Below are 15,488 nucleotides of genomic sequence, written 5' to 3'. Positions count from 1 at the left end.
GACAAGGAGATATGTTATGGATCAGATAATAATGGACCTAAAAAAAGGAAAGGTTAAATTAAAAGATGTAGATTTTAAAAAAAATAGATTTACTCAAAGTGAAATTGATGAAATTTGTATGGTTGCAGTAAAAGAGGATGGCTTAAACCTACAATATGTAAAGAATAAAACTCCAGAGATTTGTTCAGAGGCTATTAAACAAAATAAAGTGGCCAGGATGTATGTAAATTGTAATCAAGAAGAGAATAATGCTTGGTTAAACATTTAAACATTAAAAAGCTTCCCTAAAATAAAAGGAAGCTTTTTTTTTATGACAAAATAAAAAATCGCTTAAACGCCATAAAAGCGATTTTATAATAGTGAAGCATGCGTAGGAATACCTATCAGACCATACTTCAAGATAAAGGTGCGTCGCACTTTACGATAAACTGAATTATCTTAACTTTATCCCTGGAGCAATTGCTTTGTTTTACCTGTAAGCCCAATAAACAGGACTACCCAAGAAATTTATGCCTATTTATTAGGCAGTGGAATTGCTTACCACTAAAATCATATAAAAAAAATATTTCATATAACTCTTTTAAAATCTTGGTATTTAAAATAAAAAAATGATAAACTTTTTATTAAGTATTATATATATTATACCATTAATATAACTCAGATTCAAGTATATTCAATTATATATAAAGCTTTTTATATCTATAACAGAGTATATAAAAATTAAGTTTATACTAATAAAAATTAGAGAGGTAGTATCAAGTTATAAAGGGGAGTACAAAGAAGTTCTGGGTAGCATGTAAGAAGATGAAATAGTTTTTATTTAATAGTTAATTTCTAAATTAAAGTAAGGCTATATATGCTTAGAAAAAATTAAAATAGTTTGAGGTGAATGATTTATGAATATTACGGAGTTTGGTAAATTTTCGAGAAAATTAAGGATAGAAAAAGAGGAGATTCTTAGAGATATGTCTGAAAAATTAAATGTGACTGTCTCTTATTTGTCTGCTGTAGAAACTGGGAAAAGAAGTATTCCTAAAAGTTGGGAAAATATAATGATAGAAAAATATAATCTTAATGGTGAAGAACAACTAAAATTAAAAAAAGCAATAAGTGATTCTGCTACAAAGATTAAGATAAATATGAAAGACGTTACAACAGAAGAAAAAAAATTATTATTTTGTTTTCTCAAAAACTATAAAAATTTAAGTACGAAAGATAAGTTAAAGATCAAGGAGATTCTATTAAAAGAAAATTGAAAATAGCTATAAATCAAAAAAGGAATGATATCTATCATTCCTTTTTAAAAAATTAAGGAGGTCACTTCTTTGATTTAAAATAAAAAAATTAATTGTAATTATGATATAAGTATATCATTTAAAAAATAATTTTGCAACGTTTTTTATAAACAATATAAAATTAAAATAAAAAATAAGTTTTTGTATATAATAAATGAAAAAGTATTATTAAAATAATAAGGAGTGAAATGAGGATGACTCAATATGAATTTGATTTGGCTATGGTAAAAGAAGATGGGGTATACATGATGAATGTTGATAAACAAAGTTATGAAATGTGTATAGAAGGAGTGAGAAGCAACAAAAAAGCAATTTTGTATATAAGATGGGATGAACTTAATTTAACTAAGGAGCAGAAAAACAATATATATTTAGAAGCTGTAAGAAATGATGGCTTAGCACTTGAGTATATAGAAGAACAAACAGAAGAAATCTGTATAGAGGCAATTAGACAAACCAATCAAGCTATTTTATTCGTAAAAAATATGACTAAAAATATATATTTACAGTCTATAGCTTAATTTAATTATTAATCTTAGAACTATTTAAAAAAGGGTGATTCTATTTGAATCATCTATTTTTTTACAAAAAATAGAAAATGGGTTACTAAAGACCAATAACATATGTAATAATTGTCATAGAAGAATATAGAAATATTAAACTAATTAGATTAAGAAGATATGTAAATATGGGGAAAGGTAAGGTTGATAAAATGGGATTAAATATTTTTAATATATGGGAAAGTATTGGTAAGAAAACACCATTTGCGGTGAAGCGAACTAATTGGTCTAACAAAAATATATATGCAATTGTAGATAAAGTAGAACCAGATGGTAATGGATATGGCAAAGCTTATGGAACTCCCACTGAAAATGGTGAGTTTTGTTCATATTGGCAGACTGACAAAAAATGGAGGGAAAGCAGATTAATCCCAAATAGTGGTGTATATAGTTGGGAATATATAAAAGATGTCCCATTAGAAATTAAAAGAGAAAATTCTAATAAAAAAACAGTGGAAGTTGATAAAGTGGAAAAGCCTGTTAGTGGCATTTATGATATTGAGACCAATATAGATTTTGGAAAGTATAGAGGCTTAGAAATTGGTAAATTAATTAACTTGAATCCAAATTACTTAATTTGGGCAATAGAAAATATAAGTAAATTTAAATTGAGTTGTAATGCAATTAATGAACTATGTAAAAAAATAGAAGTTAAAAATGAAGTTGTTCAAATAAATAATGAAAAAGGTAAATAAATCTTAATTGGAGGATATGAGATGAAGGTGTTAGATGAATTTCAGATGAAAGAGAATATTAGTTTAATAGGAAAAGTGTGGGATCTATTTAAAAATGATTTATTGGAATTAGTCAAATCAACAGATGATGATATAAGTACAAAAGCAATGGTAGAAATGATTAAATCAATAAAAGAACGATTAGAGCTAACTACGGAAGAAATAAAAGTTATAGACAAATGGACCATATGCTTCATTGAGGGATGTAAAAAATATGATGCTAAAATAATTAAAATTATGGATATGACAATAAAAAAATTAGAAGAAGATTTTTATAATAACTAAATACAAAAATAAAAGGTTGGACTTGAAATTTGATTCTTTTTCAAGTCCAACCTTTTTTAATTATCTTCTTTTAACTTCGGGGAGTAAGGATATCCTCTAATCAAAATATAAAGATAAGTAAAACTTGAATCTAATGTTAGTAATGTAAATAGCATCAATAAAACTAATTCTATAGTACTACAATTATAATTTAATAAAAGCTTATATGTAACATAAAGACTTAAAGAAAGCATAATAATTGTATTTATTAATAATAATGGAGTAAATACAAAGAAAATGTTTATTATCATTGGTAAAATAAATATAAGAAATACATAATTAGGTAATCTCGCTAATTTAAGTAAAGGTAAAACATCTAATATGGGAACAAAAGCAAGCCAAGGTCTCTTTATATTAGCCCTTAAGCTTAACATATATAATCCATATCCATTTAAAAGATATAGAGTTATAGTTAATATAATATTTAAAGTATTAATATTTCTATAAAAAAAATCTAACAATAAATACACTTCCTTTCAGAATTTATAATAAAAAATTATATTAGTAAGATAGTATAGTATTGTAATTTAAAATATATAATAATTTGTTGACTATATAAAATAAAAATAGTAAAATTTATATAAAATATATACTATATTAGATGATTTTATGTTTAACTTATAGTTAATGAATATATATATTATATATGGAGGTGTTGTTATGGCAAGTAGCTATCCAGAATTAATAAATGAATGTGAATCTTTAGGTTACTATCTCAATGAAAAAATGTATATAGAAGGACAGCCTAAAAAGGGAAAACAAAAATTAAGTGAAAAAGAATTATGGGAAGTTTTAGAAGAAATTAGAAAAGATTTGTTTGAGTTTTATGACGAAGGAGCACAAGCATTAGGATGGAGATAATTAATAATAAATTTGAGAGGTGGATTATATGATTTTTGAAGAAAGTAAAGAGTTTTTAGTGTCAAGGATAACTGATATAATGGGAAAGCTTCAAGAATATAAATTGGAAAAAGAAGACATAGAGGGACATGATTCTTGTGAAGATATTATAACTAATATAAGTTTATTGGGTAAATATAGAGATTTAATAGAAATAGGATACCAAGATCATTATAAATTAAATAATGAAAGAATACTAAAGTATCCTTGTATTTATAAACATTTTAAAGGTAATTTTTACGCAACTATAGGCTTAAGTAAGCCGATGGATGAAAAAAGCTTAATAGAGCTTCTTTCAGGGGATCCAGTAACTGAAGGTAGACATTATTTACTGTATAATTGCTCTTTTATCTCAAAGCATACAGAATCAGGTAAAAATATATATATGCATAAAGATAAAATGGGAAATCTTTACCATTCAGAAGAACAAGTTGACTGTGAGTTAGTTATATATAAATCTTTAGAATATGATAAAAATGAAGTGTATGCAAGGCCTTTAGAAATGTTCTTATCTCATGTAGATAGATTAAAATATCCTGAATTTCAAGAATGGAGATTTGAAGAAATTAAATAATATAAAATATGTAATAATTAAACTAACATAAAGAATAAATATCATAAAACTATTTATTATATATTAAAGTGATAAATTAATTGCCTCCTTCCAAGGGGCAATTTTTTATCGAAAATATGAAGGAGGTTTTTTACATATATGAATAACTTTATATCAGATTCATTTTTATCCTTATATAAGGATAAAGAAGACTTAATGGGGGTTCTTGGTAAGTTTGTTTACCTTAGAACATATTCAAGATATTTAAATGATTTAAAAAGACGAGAGCTTTGGTATGAGACATGTAAAAGAGTAGTTGAATATAACATAGGTTTAGAAGAAAGCTTTCTATTAAAACACAATAAAACAATATCTTTTAATGAGTTAAAAGAAGAAGCAGAATTTTTTTATGATAATTTATTTAATTTAAAAACATTCCCATCTGGAAGAACTTTATATATGGGTGGCACTGAGATAGTAGATAAATATCCTTTATCAAACTATAATTGTGGTTTTATGAGTTTAAATTCATTTGAATCTTTTGAGGATCTATTCTACTTACTAATGGTTGGGTGTGGTGTTGGATTAAGGATAACAAAGACAGAAGTAAATAAGCTTCCTAACATTAAAGCAGTAGAGGTAGAACACATACATGACCCTAATTTTAGAAAAAAAGAATTAAAAAAGAGATATCTTAATTTCTTAAATGGAGAAAATGAAAAAAATCCATATGATGAAATAGAAAATACTGTTATAAATATTATTAATACAGATACTATAGAACTTAAAGTCGGAGACTCTAAAGAAGGATGGGTGGAGGCTTTAAGGTATTACTTCAAAATAATATCAGAAGATACATATAAAGATATCAGGAAAATTATAATAAATTATTCTTATGTAAGAGATGCAGGAGAACCATTAAAAAGATTTGGAGGAAGAGCTTCAGGCCATGAATCTTTGTTAGTGATGTTTAAAAAAATAAATAACATTACTTTAGGTATAAAGAAACTTTCTACTGTAAATTGTTTGGATATAGCTACTATAATCTCTGAAAATGTTGTTTGTGGAGGAGTTAGAAGAAGTTCTCTTATTATATTATGTGACTCAGATGATGTTGATTTAATAAATGCAAAGAAAGATATATATTCTATAGACAAAAATGGGAACTTTCTAATTGATGAGAGTATTGGCCATAGAAGAATGAGTAATAATTCAATTTTATTTCAAAAAAAGCCATCTATAGACAAAATCAAGGAGATAATGGAGTCTATAAAAAATAATGGAGAACCAGGATTTCTAAATGGAGAGAATGCATTAAAAAGAAAAAGTGACTTTGAGGGTTGTAATCCTTGTGGAGAAATCTTATTAAAATCAAAGAGTTGTTGTAATTTAACAACTACAAACTTAGTGAACTTTATTAGTAGCAATAAATTAGACATAGAAGCTTTAAAATCGGTTTTAAGGCTATCCGTTCGAATTGCTTTAAGAATGACTTTGATTGATGCAGAACTTAAAGAATGGGATGAAGTAATGAAGTCAGACAGAGTAATAGGAGTATCTCTTACAGGTATAATGGACATGTTTAATCTAACTAATATGACTTATAAAGAATTAGGTGAAATTTTAAATACTCTTAGAGATGTTGTCCATGATGAAGGTAAAAGATATTCTAAAGTGTTAGGGATAGAAGCTCCCAATCTAATGACAACAATTAAACCAGAAGGATCTATCTCGACTTTACCAGGAGTCAGTTCAGGAATCCATTTCTCTCATTCCCCATATTATGTTAGAAGAGTTAGAATCTCAAGCTCTGACCCATTATATAAAGCTATAGAGGAATATAATTCATTTCCTATCTTTAATGAAATAGGAAGTTCTAATATAAAGGTGATAGAGATACCAGTAAAATCTTATGCAGGTAAGACTAAATACAATGTAAGTGCTTTAGAACAATTGGAATTATATAAGTTAACTATGGAAAATTGGACAGACCACAATACAAGCATTACAGTACATGTTAGAGAAGAAGAATGGGAGATTGTATCAAAATGGGTTTATGAGAATTTTAATTCTATAGTTGGAATAACTTTCTTACCATTAGCAGAAGAAACTTATCCTCTTATGCCATTTGAAAAAATAAGTGAAGAAGAATACTATAAAAGATTAAAAGATATAAAACCTATAAATAATGATTATTTAAGGTTGTTAGAATCAGATTCATTTGAAGAACAAGATATATATGAAAGTGCTTGTACTTCTGGAGCATGTCCAATAAGATAATTAATAAGGCTGTCTCTATTGAAAATTAAAGACAGCCTTATAGTTATTTTTTATAATTATTAAAATATATTACATTAGAAGATTCTTTATTAAAACTAATATTGTTGAAGTTATTTGTTTTAACTTTTTTTATTAGGATTTTAACATTTTTATTAACAAAATAAAAAGCTATTTTAAGTATTGATATAATAAAGCTAATTAATCTAAGCAATAGAGAAATAACTACTATAATAAATAATGCACTTATTATAAACTCTAAAACATTCGACGAAATTGTAGCTTCTGCATTTCCTTTTAAAAAATTTACATTATTTATAATTTCCTTTAAGAACATAAAACGCACCCTCTTTTTATATATGAATCTCCTTAAAGCATATAATTATATGCTTTAGAGAAGCACCTGTTATTGAATTTATTTGAATGAAAAAATAATACTAATCTAATTTCAGACTTGAATTATAATAGATTATTTACTATAATAATATAATTATATTCCTTTATTTGTCAATAAAAATGAAATAAAAATTTTTTATAAAAAATAGAAAGGAGGGAATTGATGGAGAAAAGAAAAAATATTACTATTATATTTAAATTAAGTTGTTTTTTAATGTTAGTTGTAGTTTTTGGTTGTGCATATTTACTTAGTGGAAATATTTAATATAAAAAGAACTGCTTTTAGCAGTTCTTTTATTATTGCATTTTGTCTATTAGTAAATTACCAATTTTAGTGATGCTACTGCTCCAATTATAATCTGGACCTCCAAATGGTAGCATACAATACATAGTATTTACACCATGTATGGATAATCCATTATAATAAACACCACCAACAGTAAGATATTTCTCTTTTAAGGTTTTAGCTGTTTTTAATATATTGTCTCTCTTTGTATTTGAATTTATTCCATTACTTGATGGAGAATATACTCCAAATCCTGTTAGATTGTTATCATTGATTGCTCTTTGACTTGTTCCCCAGGCACTTTCTTGAGCTGTAAGTGAAGCTAAAAAGATAGCATTTACTCCATAGATATTTTCTGCTTCAACGTATATTGGAGCCAATTCATAAAGAGCTGTTCCTTCTAATGCTCTATATAAATCTTCAATAGAAACATTGCTTTTTTCTAACAAATTTTCTGGATTAAAAGAAATCTTTTCATTGGGCTTTCTCTCTATTATTTCTTTTAATTTTAAAAGTTCGGTTTTCAATGATTTTAATTTTTCTTCTTCATCTTTTTTATCTTTATTAGCGTTTTCTAATTTTGTTAAGTTTAACTCTTGGAGTTCAATTAGTTGTTTTTCTTTTTCGTTTAAGTCATTTAAAGATTTATTATTAACCACAAATAGTTTGGTCATTATGTCTAAATTATTCATTAGCTCACTTAAAGAATTACTCTTTAATACAAGCTCTAATATATCTAAGTTGTCTTTACTTAAGTTTTTAAACTTATAGGTATTTATATCTTTTTTTACTTTATATTTAGATTTCACTATATTTAAATTTCCTGTATTTGTTTTTATAGAATTTTTAATGTTTTTAATTGTATTATCTATCTCGCTGAGTTTATTTTCTGAACTTGTAATATCTTTATTCAATTTAATTCTTTGTTGTTCATAATCTAAATTTGGAGTAACAGCAAAAGCATTTCTTTCAATACAAGAAAATAAAACTGAAAAGGTCAATATAAATAAAACTATTTTATATTTTAATATAGATATAAGCCTGCTACTCAAAATATGGTCAAATATATCCATATCGAGATTTTTCCTTCTTCACTGGACCTCGCCTTGCCTAAGCTACTACGATTTGGTATAGTTCTCCAAAGGCTTAAATTCCGAAGTTAGCCCTCCGTACATATATAAGTGCTTTTAAGCTATCTTATATTTTTTAGCATTTTTAAGATTAATACTTGCATTTAAATCTCTATCAATAGATAATCCACATTCACATTTGTACACTCTATCTTTAAGTTTTAAACCTTTATTAACCTCTCCACATTGGCTACAAGTCTTTGATGATGGATACCATCTATCAACTACTCTAAGTTCTATATTATTTTGTTTACACTTAGCGGTTAGTTTAGTTCTAAATTCAAAAAACTTTTGACTTGATATAGCCTTTGATAAATGCTTATTCTTCATCATTCCACTAACATTTAAATCTTCAATAGTTATATAGCTTGGTTTTTGCTCTATTACCTGAAATAATGTTTTATTAATATAATCAGTTCTTATATTAGTCAATCTTTGATGAAGTTTTTGTACTTTGACTACTTGCTTTTGAATATTTTGACGAGTAGCTACTCCTTCCTTTATATTTTTATTTCTTAATTTAAAACCTTCATATTTCCTTGAAAGTTTTCTTTGCTCTCTTTTTAGTTTCTTTTCAACTTTTTTGACAGTTGAAGTCTTGTTTATATTTTTAAATTTACTTCCATCTGAACATATTGCAAAATCTTTAATTCCTAAGTCAATACCTATTCCTTCATTAGTACATTTAGATACTTGAATATCATCTTCCTCAACTAATATAGATACATAGTATCTATCAGATTTTTGACTTACTGTACCACTTTTAACTATTGAATTTGTTGGTATATATCCAAATTCTTTTAGTCTTACCCAACCAAGAGTAGGTATTTTGACCCTATGCCTTTCAATAGTCCAATCAGTTTTATTATTCTTTGGAAAATAAGCTTTAACATCTTGATTTTTCTTTTTCTTGAACTTAGGAAATCCTTTAGTTTTTTTAAAGAAATCTTTAAAAGCTTTATCTCCATTCATAATAGCTTGTTTTGTAGCCTTAGAAGATACATCTTTAATCCATTTCATATCTTGGTTATTAGGAATATATTCATTATTTAACCATTTAGAAAAATCAATTCCACTGATAAATTTTCCTTCTCTTTCATAAATTTCTTTATTGTGAGCAATATAGAAGTTATATATAAATCTACTAACACCAATCGTTTGATGTATTTTAGAAATTTGTTCAGTAGTAGGATTAATTTCTATTTTGTATGCTCTTTTCAACTTCTTCATCCTCTCTAATCTTTTTCTTGTATTTTCTTAATCCATATATGTGACAACTAAAAATATGAAGTATTGATATTATATCTTGAACTAATTCTTCTTGTGGTGAAAGACTTTCATTATTTACAACTATAATATCTCTTTAGCATTTGCATATTGTCTAAGAAACTCCACTTGATTTTTCAAATCACCTTTTGACTATAATTTACTATAAACAACTATATTTATCTATGTTTTTATTAACTAAAGACTACCTCCTTTTTATTTTTTATAAGATTTTAATACATTAGTTGTTTAAAGTAAATAGATTTTTTGCACTATATAAAATAACCCTTTAAAAAAGGGTTATTCTATATAGTTTAAATAGGAACACATCTATTATAATAATATATAACTAATTCATCTTCACTGTAAAATACCATGTCGTATTTTGGTTTAAGATATTTAATTTTATTTTCGATGTCCTCATGTGTATAATTCGCTACATCTATTTCATAGACTCCATATTGGCTTATATCCATCAATCTATTCTTCTCTATCATTTTTAATTTCTCTAACAGATCATCATATCCCTTTAAAGTAAAACCAAGCATGTTATATGAAAATTTATTATCTTCATCGACTCTAATAGCGACGTTAAACTCTCTTTTAACTTTTCTTTTTTTTACAAACAAAATATAAAGTTCATCAATCAACTCTGCTTTTCTTTCACTATTTAGTTTATCTTTATTAAACTCAATCATTTTTTCTATTTGATTTATTCTTTTACTTAATACACCAAGTTCTTTAGAAAGAGAACTTTTTCTATTAATAAAACTTGTTCTAAGACTTTTTATTTCATCCATTATTTCATATATATTCTTTGACATAATCCCATTCTCCTTTGTATATTAAAATTTTTTTTAAAAAACTATTTTATTAAAACAATATATTATACGGTTTAAAAAAATTTATATTATATTAGTAGTACATTTTTTTTGATAATAAGATATTTAATTAAAATTAAAAAATATGGACAAATATTTTATATATAAAATATAAAAGCTTTGTTATATAATAATAAATAATATACTATTGATTGGAGATGAGAATTTAAATCTTGTTATTTTTTATAGGGGTGTTTTTTTTATTATTTTTTAAAGTGTCTTTTGACGAACTTAAAAAGTACAATTGTTCATTTAAGGTAGTATTTATTTTATCTATATTACTGGTTTATAGTTTTATTGGAGTAGCAGATTTTAAAATAGATGCCATTTTGTATAGTTGTATTATCCCAGTGCTGATTAGTATCTCATATATAGATTTAAAAGTAAAAGAAATACCAGATAAACTTATATTTATAATTTTTATATATGGATTAGTTCTAATAGTTATAAATAAAAATTACATTAACCATAATATGTTTATTTTAAATAATTTAGGTTCCAGTTTTAGTTTATTCTCCATATATTTAGTAATAGCAATTATTACAAATGGGGTAGGCGGAGGAGATATAAAGCTTATGGGAGCTTTAGGGTTATTTTTTAATACAAGTAGTATTTTTAAGTTATTAGTATATCCTGTTTTTTTAGGAGTAATAATGTCTGTTTTTTTAGTTGTTTTGAAAAAAGCAAAATTAAAAGATAATTTCCCTCTTGGACCAGCAATCTCTATAAGTACATGTCTTATATTTTTAATTAATTGTATATAAGTACAAATATATAATAAGGATAAAAATAAAGAAGACTTAATAAAAGTCTTTTAAAACATTTTATTAAATCTTCTTTATCCCCTCTAAATTTTTACCTTTTTAGAAATACACAATATACTGTGACCATTTTTTATATTTTGTTATTATATATAGTGAAAGTACTTAATATAACAAATTTCTAATTTAATAAAAGATACATTTAATTTTAAAAGAAAGTGAGAGTAGTAATATGAAATGCTTAATAGTAAAAGAAAAATGGGCTGATTTAATTTTAAGTGGAGAAAAGACTTTAGAATTAAGAAGTAGGAATACTAATGTCAGAGGGACTATAGGGATTATAAAAAGTGGAACAGGACTTATATGTGGGACTGTAGATATTGTAAGTAGTTATGAAATAACTGATGAAGAATATATAGAATTAAAAAATAAACACAAAGTTCCATATTCAAGGGAACAGATAAAATATAAAAAGATATTTGCATGGGAATTACATAATCCTATTAAATACAAAGGTGGTATTAAATATAAACATAAAAAAGGATGTGTAGTATGGATTAATATATAATAAAATTAATTACATTTTATTGATTATAAACAACGTAAATGGTATACTTATTATAAAAAATAGAAAGGAGGTATTATTGAGATATAAGATATTTCAATAAAATTATTATTGCCTAAAAATTATTTCGAAGATAGATCAAATTTCACAAAGTATCCTGGTTTTGTAAGTGTAGGAGATAGAGTTTTAATCATAAAAAAAGAGGATCAAGGAGCTAAAACAAAAGATGTCTTGGTGGAAGGTATTGTTTTGAGAGTATTATCTAAAGGCAAATATTATTCTAATGGTGTAAAAGTAGAAATAACACCAGTTGACAATATTGAAAGTAGTGAAACTGTAATTGGAAGAATACAATATTTTGTTCAAAATTAAATAAATTAAATCATAATAGGATATTGTCTAAAATGTATAGATAATATTCTATTTTTTATACTATTAAAATTATTAAAGAGGTGTATTCAGTGGCAAAAAATAAAATGATAAATTTATTCCATTCAGATGAAGTCTTTGGATATATAGCTATAGAAGCTAATTCTATATGTGATAATTCATTTAATTCAGTCTCTAAAAACGTTTACATGTTAAAGAGAAAACTTACTAATGACAAAGTATTATGTGTAAATATGGGAAAGCAAAAAAAAGAATATAAAGATTTAATGGATATGGTTTTTTTAACTCAAAACAATAAAAAAGTAAAGATCTATGATAATAAGTTTAATACAGGTGAATTTGATATTTTATTTAAAAAAGATGGATATTCTATAGGAGACATATATGTAATAAAAACTCAAGAAGATAATGGAGAAAATTATAAAGTGATTTTGGTAACTGACTTGTATGTCTTATTTTTTAATAGCAATAATAAACTTATATTATACCGTTTTGATGAACTAAATAATATGAATATTATAAAAATGAATTGAAAATATTTTTTATATTCAACGAATTGTATAATTTCTGTTGACTATATTCAACGAAAATCATATAATAAAAATATAAAATTAAAATAATAAGAAGGAGAAGTAATGAGATATTTAGAAATAGAATTGTTCCTAAAATTAGAAAAAGACGTATTGTATGTGAATCTTCCAGAATATCTAAGTAAGGGCATGAATTATCAATTTTTAAGATCAAAAGAATCAAAACAATATCATCATAAAAATAAGATCAAGCTTTATAATTATTCTTTTTTAACTCCAATAGAAGAAGATAAAATTTATAAAAAAGATAAAGCATATACATTAAAAATAAGATTTATGGACTTAAATATAGTAAATATTTTTTTTAACTCATTAGGAACTATAATGAACCCATATTTTACAGTATTAGGTAAGAGGTATGATTTTAAAGAAAAAGATAAAGACATTAGATATTTAACCACAATTACTCCTGCGATTATTAAAATTAAAAATAACATAACATTAGATATGAGTACCATGGATTTAAACTTAGTAAAAGAAAGAATACTAAGAAACACTTGTAGAAAATATAATATGTTAAATTATGATAATATAAAACCTCATGACTTCGTTGAAAATGTAGAACTTTTAAATAGAAGTTCTATTGGTTTTAATTATAAAAATGCATTAGTGATAGGTAATAAATATAAGATAAAAATTAAACCAGATGAATTATCCCAAGAGATGGCTTTTGTTATATTGGGTGTTGGTCTTTTAGAAAAAAATAGCCTTGCATTTGGGTTTTGTGTATAGATAAGAATATAGAGAAAGGAGAGTCTACTCATAAAAATGTATTGAATTATGTACTGAGTAGTAAATTTTTACTTATGCAAGAGGTTATTAATAGACTAAAGAAGCTAAAGGAAGCTTATGGGGATGATATTTTAATAAAACATGCTATTGTCCCAAAAGGTTGTTATTATAAGATAAAAAAAGATGGTAGTATTGTATCTTTTATAAACGATGATGAGAAAAATTTTCAATTAAATGAAGAATATCCTTTTTTTAAACAACGAATATTTTATGAAAGAATGATTAATGCAAATAAGTGTCTGAATCAAGAAAGAGGCCTTGGAAAAAAAATACATTCAGTCACGCCTTATGCTTTAATTTTTAAAATAGAAACTTTTAATAATTTATTATTTAGCGATTTTTTATATAGCCATTTTAAAAAGATGAAAGAAGATTATAATAATAGTTTAAATATAGAAGAAACTATCACACATTTTGAAGCATGTTTTGATACTATAGAGGAGGATTGTGGAACTTTTAATAGTAAGACTCCTGATAAAATATTTATTTTTTTAGATGAAGATTTAGAGTTATATAAAGAAGCATATAATTCTTATGTATCTAAAAAATGTTTTATCTCAGAGGATACCAAGGTTGTTGTAGATGGTCAGATATATGGGATACCACATTTTAGTATAAATTTAAACAAGGGTAAACCAACCTTATCGAATAATCCTTATAATGACTTTTTATTTAGATTGACATTGGAAGATAGCATGTTGCTATTGTCTTTATTAAAAATAAAAAATAGTTCTATAAATGAACTTCTTAATAATGATAAAGTTTTTAATGATCTTGAATTAGAGTTAGAGATTGGTAATAATGCAAATGATAAATCTAATGAAATAGTAAGTATTGAAATGAAAGCAGACTATAGTAATAAGTGTTTAGATTTTGAAGAATCTATAATACTGCAATCTATGTTTTCTAATGAAAATATAATTAATTTAAATATAGATAGAAAAAATTTATTAAAAAAAATAGATGAAGCTTTGCAAATAAAAAATGGAGTAAATAATATGACATTAGAAAAAGCTTTATCTCTTAAAAAAGATAATTATAATGACTTTATTAACAGATTAGGCAATTTAGATTTAGCCCAATCTATTATATCAAATAAAGATTTACTGACATATTACTTTATAGAGGATAAAGATATTTCAATCAATAAAGAAATTGAAAAAATAGTTTTTTATATGTATTTGGAAGGAATTAAAAATGAAAAAGACTTAAACAAATCCTCTTTAGAAAGAATTAGAAAAAAGATTGATTTTATGATTAGTATTTTAATGACTTTGTATAAAGAAGGAGGATATAAAGAAATGCCAAGTAATTTAAAGAAAATCTGGGATAAACTAATAAGTGCTAAAAAAGGTAAAGAATATGAATATGAAATTGAAAGCGATGAAGAATTTTTCTTTGTAAGTGCCCAACTATTATATTGGATAAATACGACAGGTACATTTTCTTCAAAAACAAATGATTATATACAAAACATATTGTCTTTAAGAGACTCAAATCAATTAAAAGAAAAAATGATTGATGGATATGAAACTTATTTACACAATATCCCTTTAGGGAACAATTTTGCTAATAGATTATATAGTAAGTTACTTTTATATAAAGAAAGTCAAAATATAAAAATAAAAGGGATTTATAAATATTATTTTCACTCTGGATTATTTGGGGAGAACATAAATTATATAAAATGTTAACTAACCTATAAATAACAATTGATAAATTAGAAAAAGAGTACTCTATATCTTAAAAAATTACTGGATATAGCTAAGGTATAGGATTAAATAATTA

At 24.6% G+C, this 15,488-nt stretch carries 18 protein-coding genes and 1 pseudogene; 14 read left to right on the top strand and 5 right to left on the bottom strand.

Going from position 1 to position 15,488, the window contains the following annotated elements; all coding sequences use genetic code 11:
• Positions 1–16: 16 nt before the first annotated feature.
• The 8 genes from IC214_RS00345 to nrdJ all read left to right on the top strand — a co-directional run bounded on the left by IC214_RS00345 (position 17) and on the right by nrdJ (position 6,646).
• Positions 17–268 carry a hypothetical protein gene (locus IC214_RS00345; RefSeq protein ID WP_227825244.1) on the top strand — a complete coding sequence of 84 codons (252 nt, stop codon included), beginning with the start codon at positions 17–19 and terminating at the stop codon, positions 266–268.
• A gap of 628 nt (positions 269–896) precedes the next feature.
• Positions 897–1,256, top strand: a complete 360-nt coding sequence (locus IC214_RS00340; protein ID WP_227825243.1) for a helix-turn-helix domain-containing protein — start codon at positions 897–899, stop codon at positions 1,254–1,256.
• Between the two features lie 233 nt (positions 1,257–1,489).
• The gene (locus tag IC214_RS00335; protein WP_227825242.1) at positions 1,490–1,816 is read left to right on the top strand and encodes a DUF4116 domain-containing protein; all 327 of its coding nucleotides are present in this window, start codon (positions 1,490–1,492) and stop codon (positions 1,814–1,816) included.
• Positions 1,817–1,983: 167 nt separating this feature from the next.
• Entirely contained in the window at positions 1,984–2,550 is a 567-nt protein-coding gene (locus IC214_RS00330; RefSeq protein ID WP_227825241.1) for a hypothetical protein, read from the top strand.
• A gap of 21 nt (positions 2,551–2,571) precedes the next feature.
• Positions 2,572–2,874, top strand: a complete 303-nt coding sequence (locus IC214_RS00325) for a hypothetical protein (RefSeq protein WP_227825240.1) — start codon at positions 2,572–2,574, stop codon at positions 2,872–2,874.
• 699 nt (positions 2,875–3,573) lie between these two features.
• Positions 3,574–3,774, top strand: a complete 201-nt coding sequence (locus IC214_RS00320; RefSeq protein WP_227825239.1) for a hypothetical protein — start codon at positions 3,574–3,576, stop codon at positions 3,772–3,774.
• Between the two features lie 28 nt (positions 3,775–3,802).
• Positions 3,803–4,387, top strand: a complete 585-nt coding sequence (locus IC214_RS00315; RefSeq protein ID WP_227825238.1) for a DUF1653 domain-containing protein — start codon at positions 3,803–3,805, stop codon at positions 4,385–4,387.
• Positions 4,388–4,525: 138 nt separating this feature from the next.
• Positions 4,526–6,646 (top strand): ribonucleoside-triphosphate reductase, adenosylcobalamin-dependent, encoded by a 2,121-nt coding sequence (gene nrdJ / locus IC214_RS00310; RefSeq protein WP_227825237.1) that lies wholly within the window; start codon positions 4,526–4,528, stop codon positions 6,644–6,646.
• 43 nt (positions 6,647–6,689) lie between these two features.
• Here the strand turns inward: nrdJ and IC214_RS00305 are convergent, their stop codons facing one another.
• The 5 genes and pseudogenes from IC214_RS00305 to IC214_RS00285 all read right to left on the bottom strand — a co-directional run bounded on the left by IC214_RS00305 (position 6,690) and on the right by IC214_RS00285 (position 10,545).
• Complete coding sequence (locus IC214_RS00305; RefSeq protein ID WP_227825236.1) at positions 6,690–6,980, bottom strand: hypothetical protein; 291 nt, start codon at positions 6,978–6,980, stop codon at positions 6,690–6,692.
• A gap of 356 nt (positions 6,981–7,336) precedes the next feature.
• A complete protein-coding gene (locus IC214_RS00300) occupies positions 7,337–8,398 on the bottom strand; it encodes a coiled-coil domain-containing protein (RefSeq protein WP_227825235.1) in 1,062 nt (353 codons plus the stop codon).
• Positions 8,399–8,512: 114 nt separating this feature from the next.
• Positions 8,513–9,676, bottom strand: coding sequence for an RNA-guided endonuclease InsQ/TnpB family protein (locus IC214_RS00295; RefSeq protein WP_227825234.1), 1,164 nt, complete (start codon positions 9,674–9,676; stop codon positions 8,513–8,515).
• A pseudogene (locus tag IC214_RS00290) lies at positions 9,648–9,815 on the bottom strand (IS607 family transposase); the annotation flags it as partial. The gene IC214_RS00295 and the pseudogene IC214_RS00290, both read right to left, overlap by 29 nt.
• Positions 9,816–10,035: 220 nt before the next feature.
• Positions 10,036–10,545, bottom strand: coding sequence for a hypothetical protein (locus IC214_RS00285; RefSeq protein WP_227825233.1), 510 nt, complete (start codon positions 10,543–10,545; stop codon positions 10,036–10,038).
• A gap of 272 nt (positions 10,546–10,817) precedes the next feature.
• On the opposite strand from IC214_RS00285, the gene IC214_RS00280 reads away from it, so the two are divergent.
• From IC214_RS00280 to IC214_RS00255, 6 genes are all read left to right on the top strand, one after another.
• Positions 10,818–11,366: an A24 family peptidase gene (locus IC214_RS00280; protein WP_227866127.1), complete on the top strand. Its 549-nt coding sequence runs from the start codon at positions 10,818–10,820 to the stop codon at positions 11,364–11,366.
• Between the two features lie 229 nt (positions 11,367–11,595).
• Positions 11,596–11,931 carry an ASCH domain-containing protein gene (locus IC214_RS00275; RefSeq protein ID WP_227825231.1) on the top strand — a complete coding sequence of 112 codons (336 nt, stop codon included), beginning with the start codon at positions 11,596–11,598 and terminating at the stop codon, positions 11,929–11,931.
• A gap of 108 nt (positions 11,932–12,039) precedes the next feature.
• Positions 12,040–12,300: a YwbE family protein gene (locus IC214_RS00270; protein ID WP_227845341.1), complete on the top strand. Its 261-nt coding sequence runs from the start codon at positions 12,040–12,042 to the stop codon at positions 12,298–12,300.
• A gap of 89 nt (positions 12,301–12,389) precedes the next feature.
• The gene (locus tag IC214_RS00265; RefSeq protein WP_227825230.1) at positions 12,390–12,851 is read left to right on the top strand and encodes a hypothetical protein; all 462 of its coding nucleotides are present in this window, start codon (positions 12,390–12,392) and stop codon (positions 12,849–12,851) included.
• 102 nt (positions 12,852–12,953) lie between these two features.
• Positions 12,954–13,640 (top strand): CRISPR-associated protein Cas6, encoded by a 687-nt coding sequence (locus tag IC214_RS00260; RefSeq protein ID WP_227825229.1) that lies wholly within the window; start codon positions 12,954–12,956, stop codon positions 13,638–13,640.
• A 74-nt stretch (positions 13,641–13,714) separates the two neighbouring features.
• Positions 13,715–15,394 carry a hypothetical protein gene (locus IC214_RS00255; protein WP_227825228.1) on the top strand — a complete coding sequence of 560 codons (1,680 nt, stop codon included), beginning with the start codon at positions 13,715–13,717 and terminating at the stop codon, positions 15,392–15,394.
• Positions 15,395–15,488: the final 94 nt, after the last annotated feature.

It is taken from the genome of Clostridioides sp. ES-S-0190-01, from assembly GCF_020658275.1.
Lineage (GTDB): Bacteria > Bacillota > Clostridia > Peptostreptococcales > Peptostreptococcaceae > Clostridioides.
This window is presented reverse-complemented; position numbering and strand designations above follow the sequence as displayed.

What these genes read in the sequence shown, in the direction of transcription:
- IC214_RS00255 (WP_227825228.1), top strand. Translation starts at nt 13,715, where the DNA reads ATGCAAGAGGTTATTAATAGACTAAAGAAGCTAAAGGAAGCTTATGGG.
- IC214_RS00330 (WP_227825241.1), top strand. Translation starts at nt 1,984, where the DNA reads ATGGGGAAAGGTAAGGTTGATAAAATGGGATTAAATATTTTTAATATA.
- IC214_RS00345 (WP_227825244.1), top strand. Translation starts at nt 17, where the DNA reads ATGGATCAGATAATAATGGACCTAAAAAAAGGAAAGGTTAAATTAAAA.
- IC214_RS00305 (WP_227825236.1), bottom strand. Translation starts at nt 6,980, where the DNA reads ATGTTCTTAAAGGAAATTATAAATAATGTAAATTTTTTAAAAGGAAAT.
- nrdJ (WP_227825237.1), top strand. Translation starts at nt 4,526, where the DNA reads ATGAATAACTTTATATCAGATTCATTTTTATCCTTATATAAGGATAAA.
- IC214_RS00260 (WP_227825229.1), top strand. Translation starts at nt 12,954, where the DNA reads ATGAGATATTTAGAAATAGAATTGTTCCTAAAATTAGAAAAAGACGTA.
- IC214_RS00285 (WP_227825233.1), bottom strand. Translation starts at nt 10,545, where the DNA reads ATGTCAAAGAATATATATGAAATAATGGATGAAATAAAAAGTCTTAGA.
- IC214_RS00325 (WP_227825240.1), top strand. Translation starts at nt 2,572, where the DNA reads ATGAAGGTGTTAGATGAATTTCAGATGAAAGAGAATATTAGTTTAATA.
- IC214_RS00340 (WP_227825243.1), top strand. Translation starts at nt 897, where the DNA reads ATGAATATTACGGAGTTTGGTAAATTTTCGAGAAAATTAAGGATAGAA.
- IC214_RS00315 (WP_227825238.1), top strand. Translation starts at nt 3,803, where the DNA reads ATGATTTTTGAAGAAAGTAAAGAGTTTTTAGTGTCAAGGATAACTGAT.
- IC214_RS00300 (WP_227825235.1), bottom strand. Translation starts at nt 8,398, where the DNA reads ATGGATATATTTGACCATATTTTGAGTAGCAGGCTTATATCTATATTA.
- IC214_RS00320 (WP_227825239.1), top strand. Translation starts at nt 3,574, where the DNA reads ATGGCAAGTAGCTATCCAGAATTAATAAATGAATGTGAATCTTTAGGT.
- IC214_RS00275 (WP_227825231.1), top strand. Translation starts at nt 11,596, where the DNA reads ATGAAATGCTTAATAGTAAAAGAAAAATGGGCTGATTTAATTTTAAGT.
- IC214_RS00335 (WP_227825242.1), top strand. Translation starts at nt 1,490, where the DNA reads ATGACTCAATATGAATTTGATTTGGCTATGGTAAAAGAAGATGGGGTA.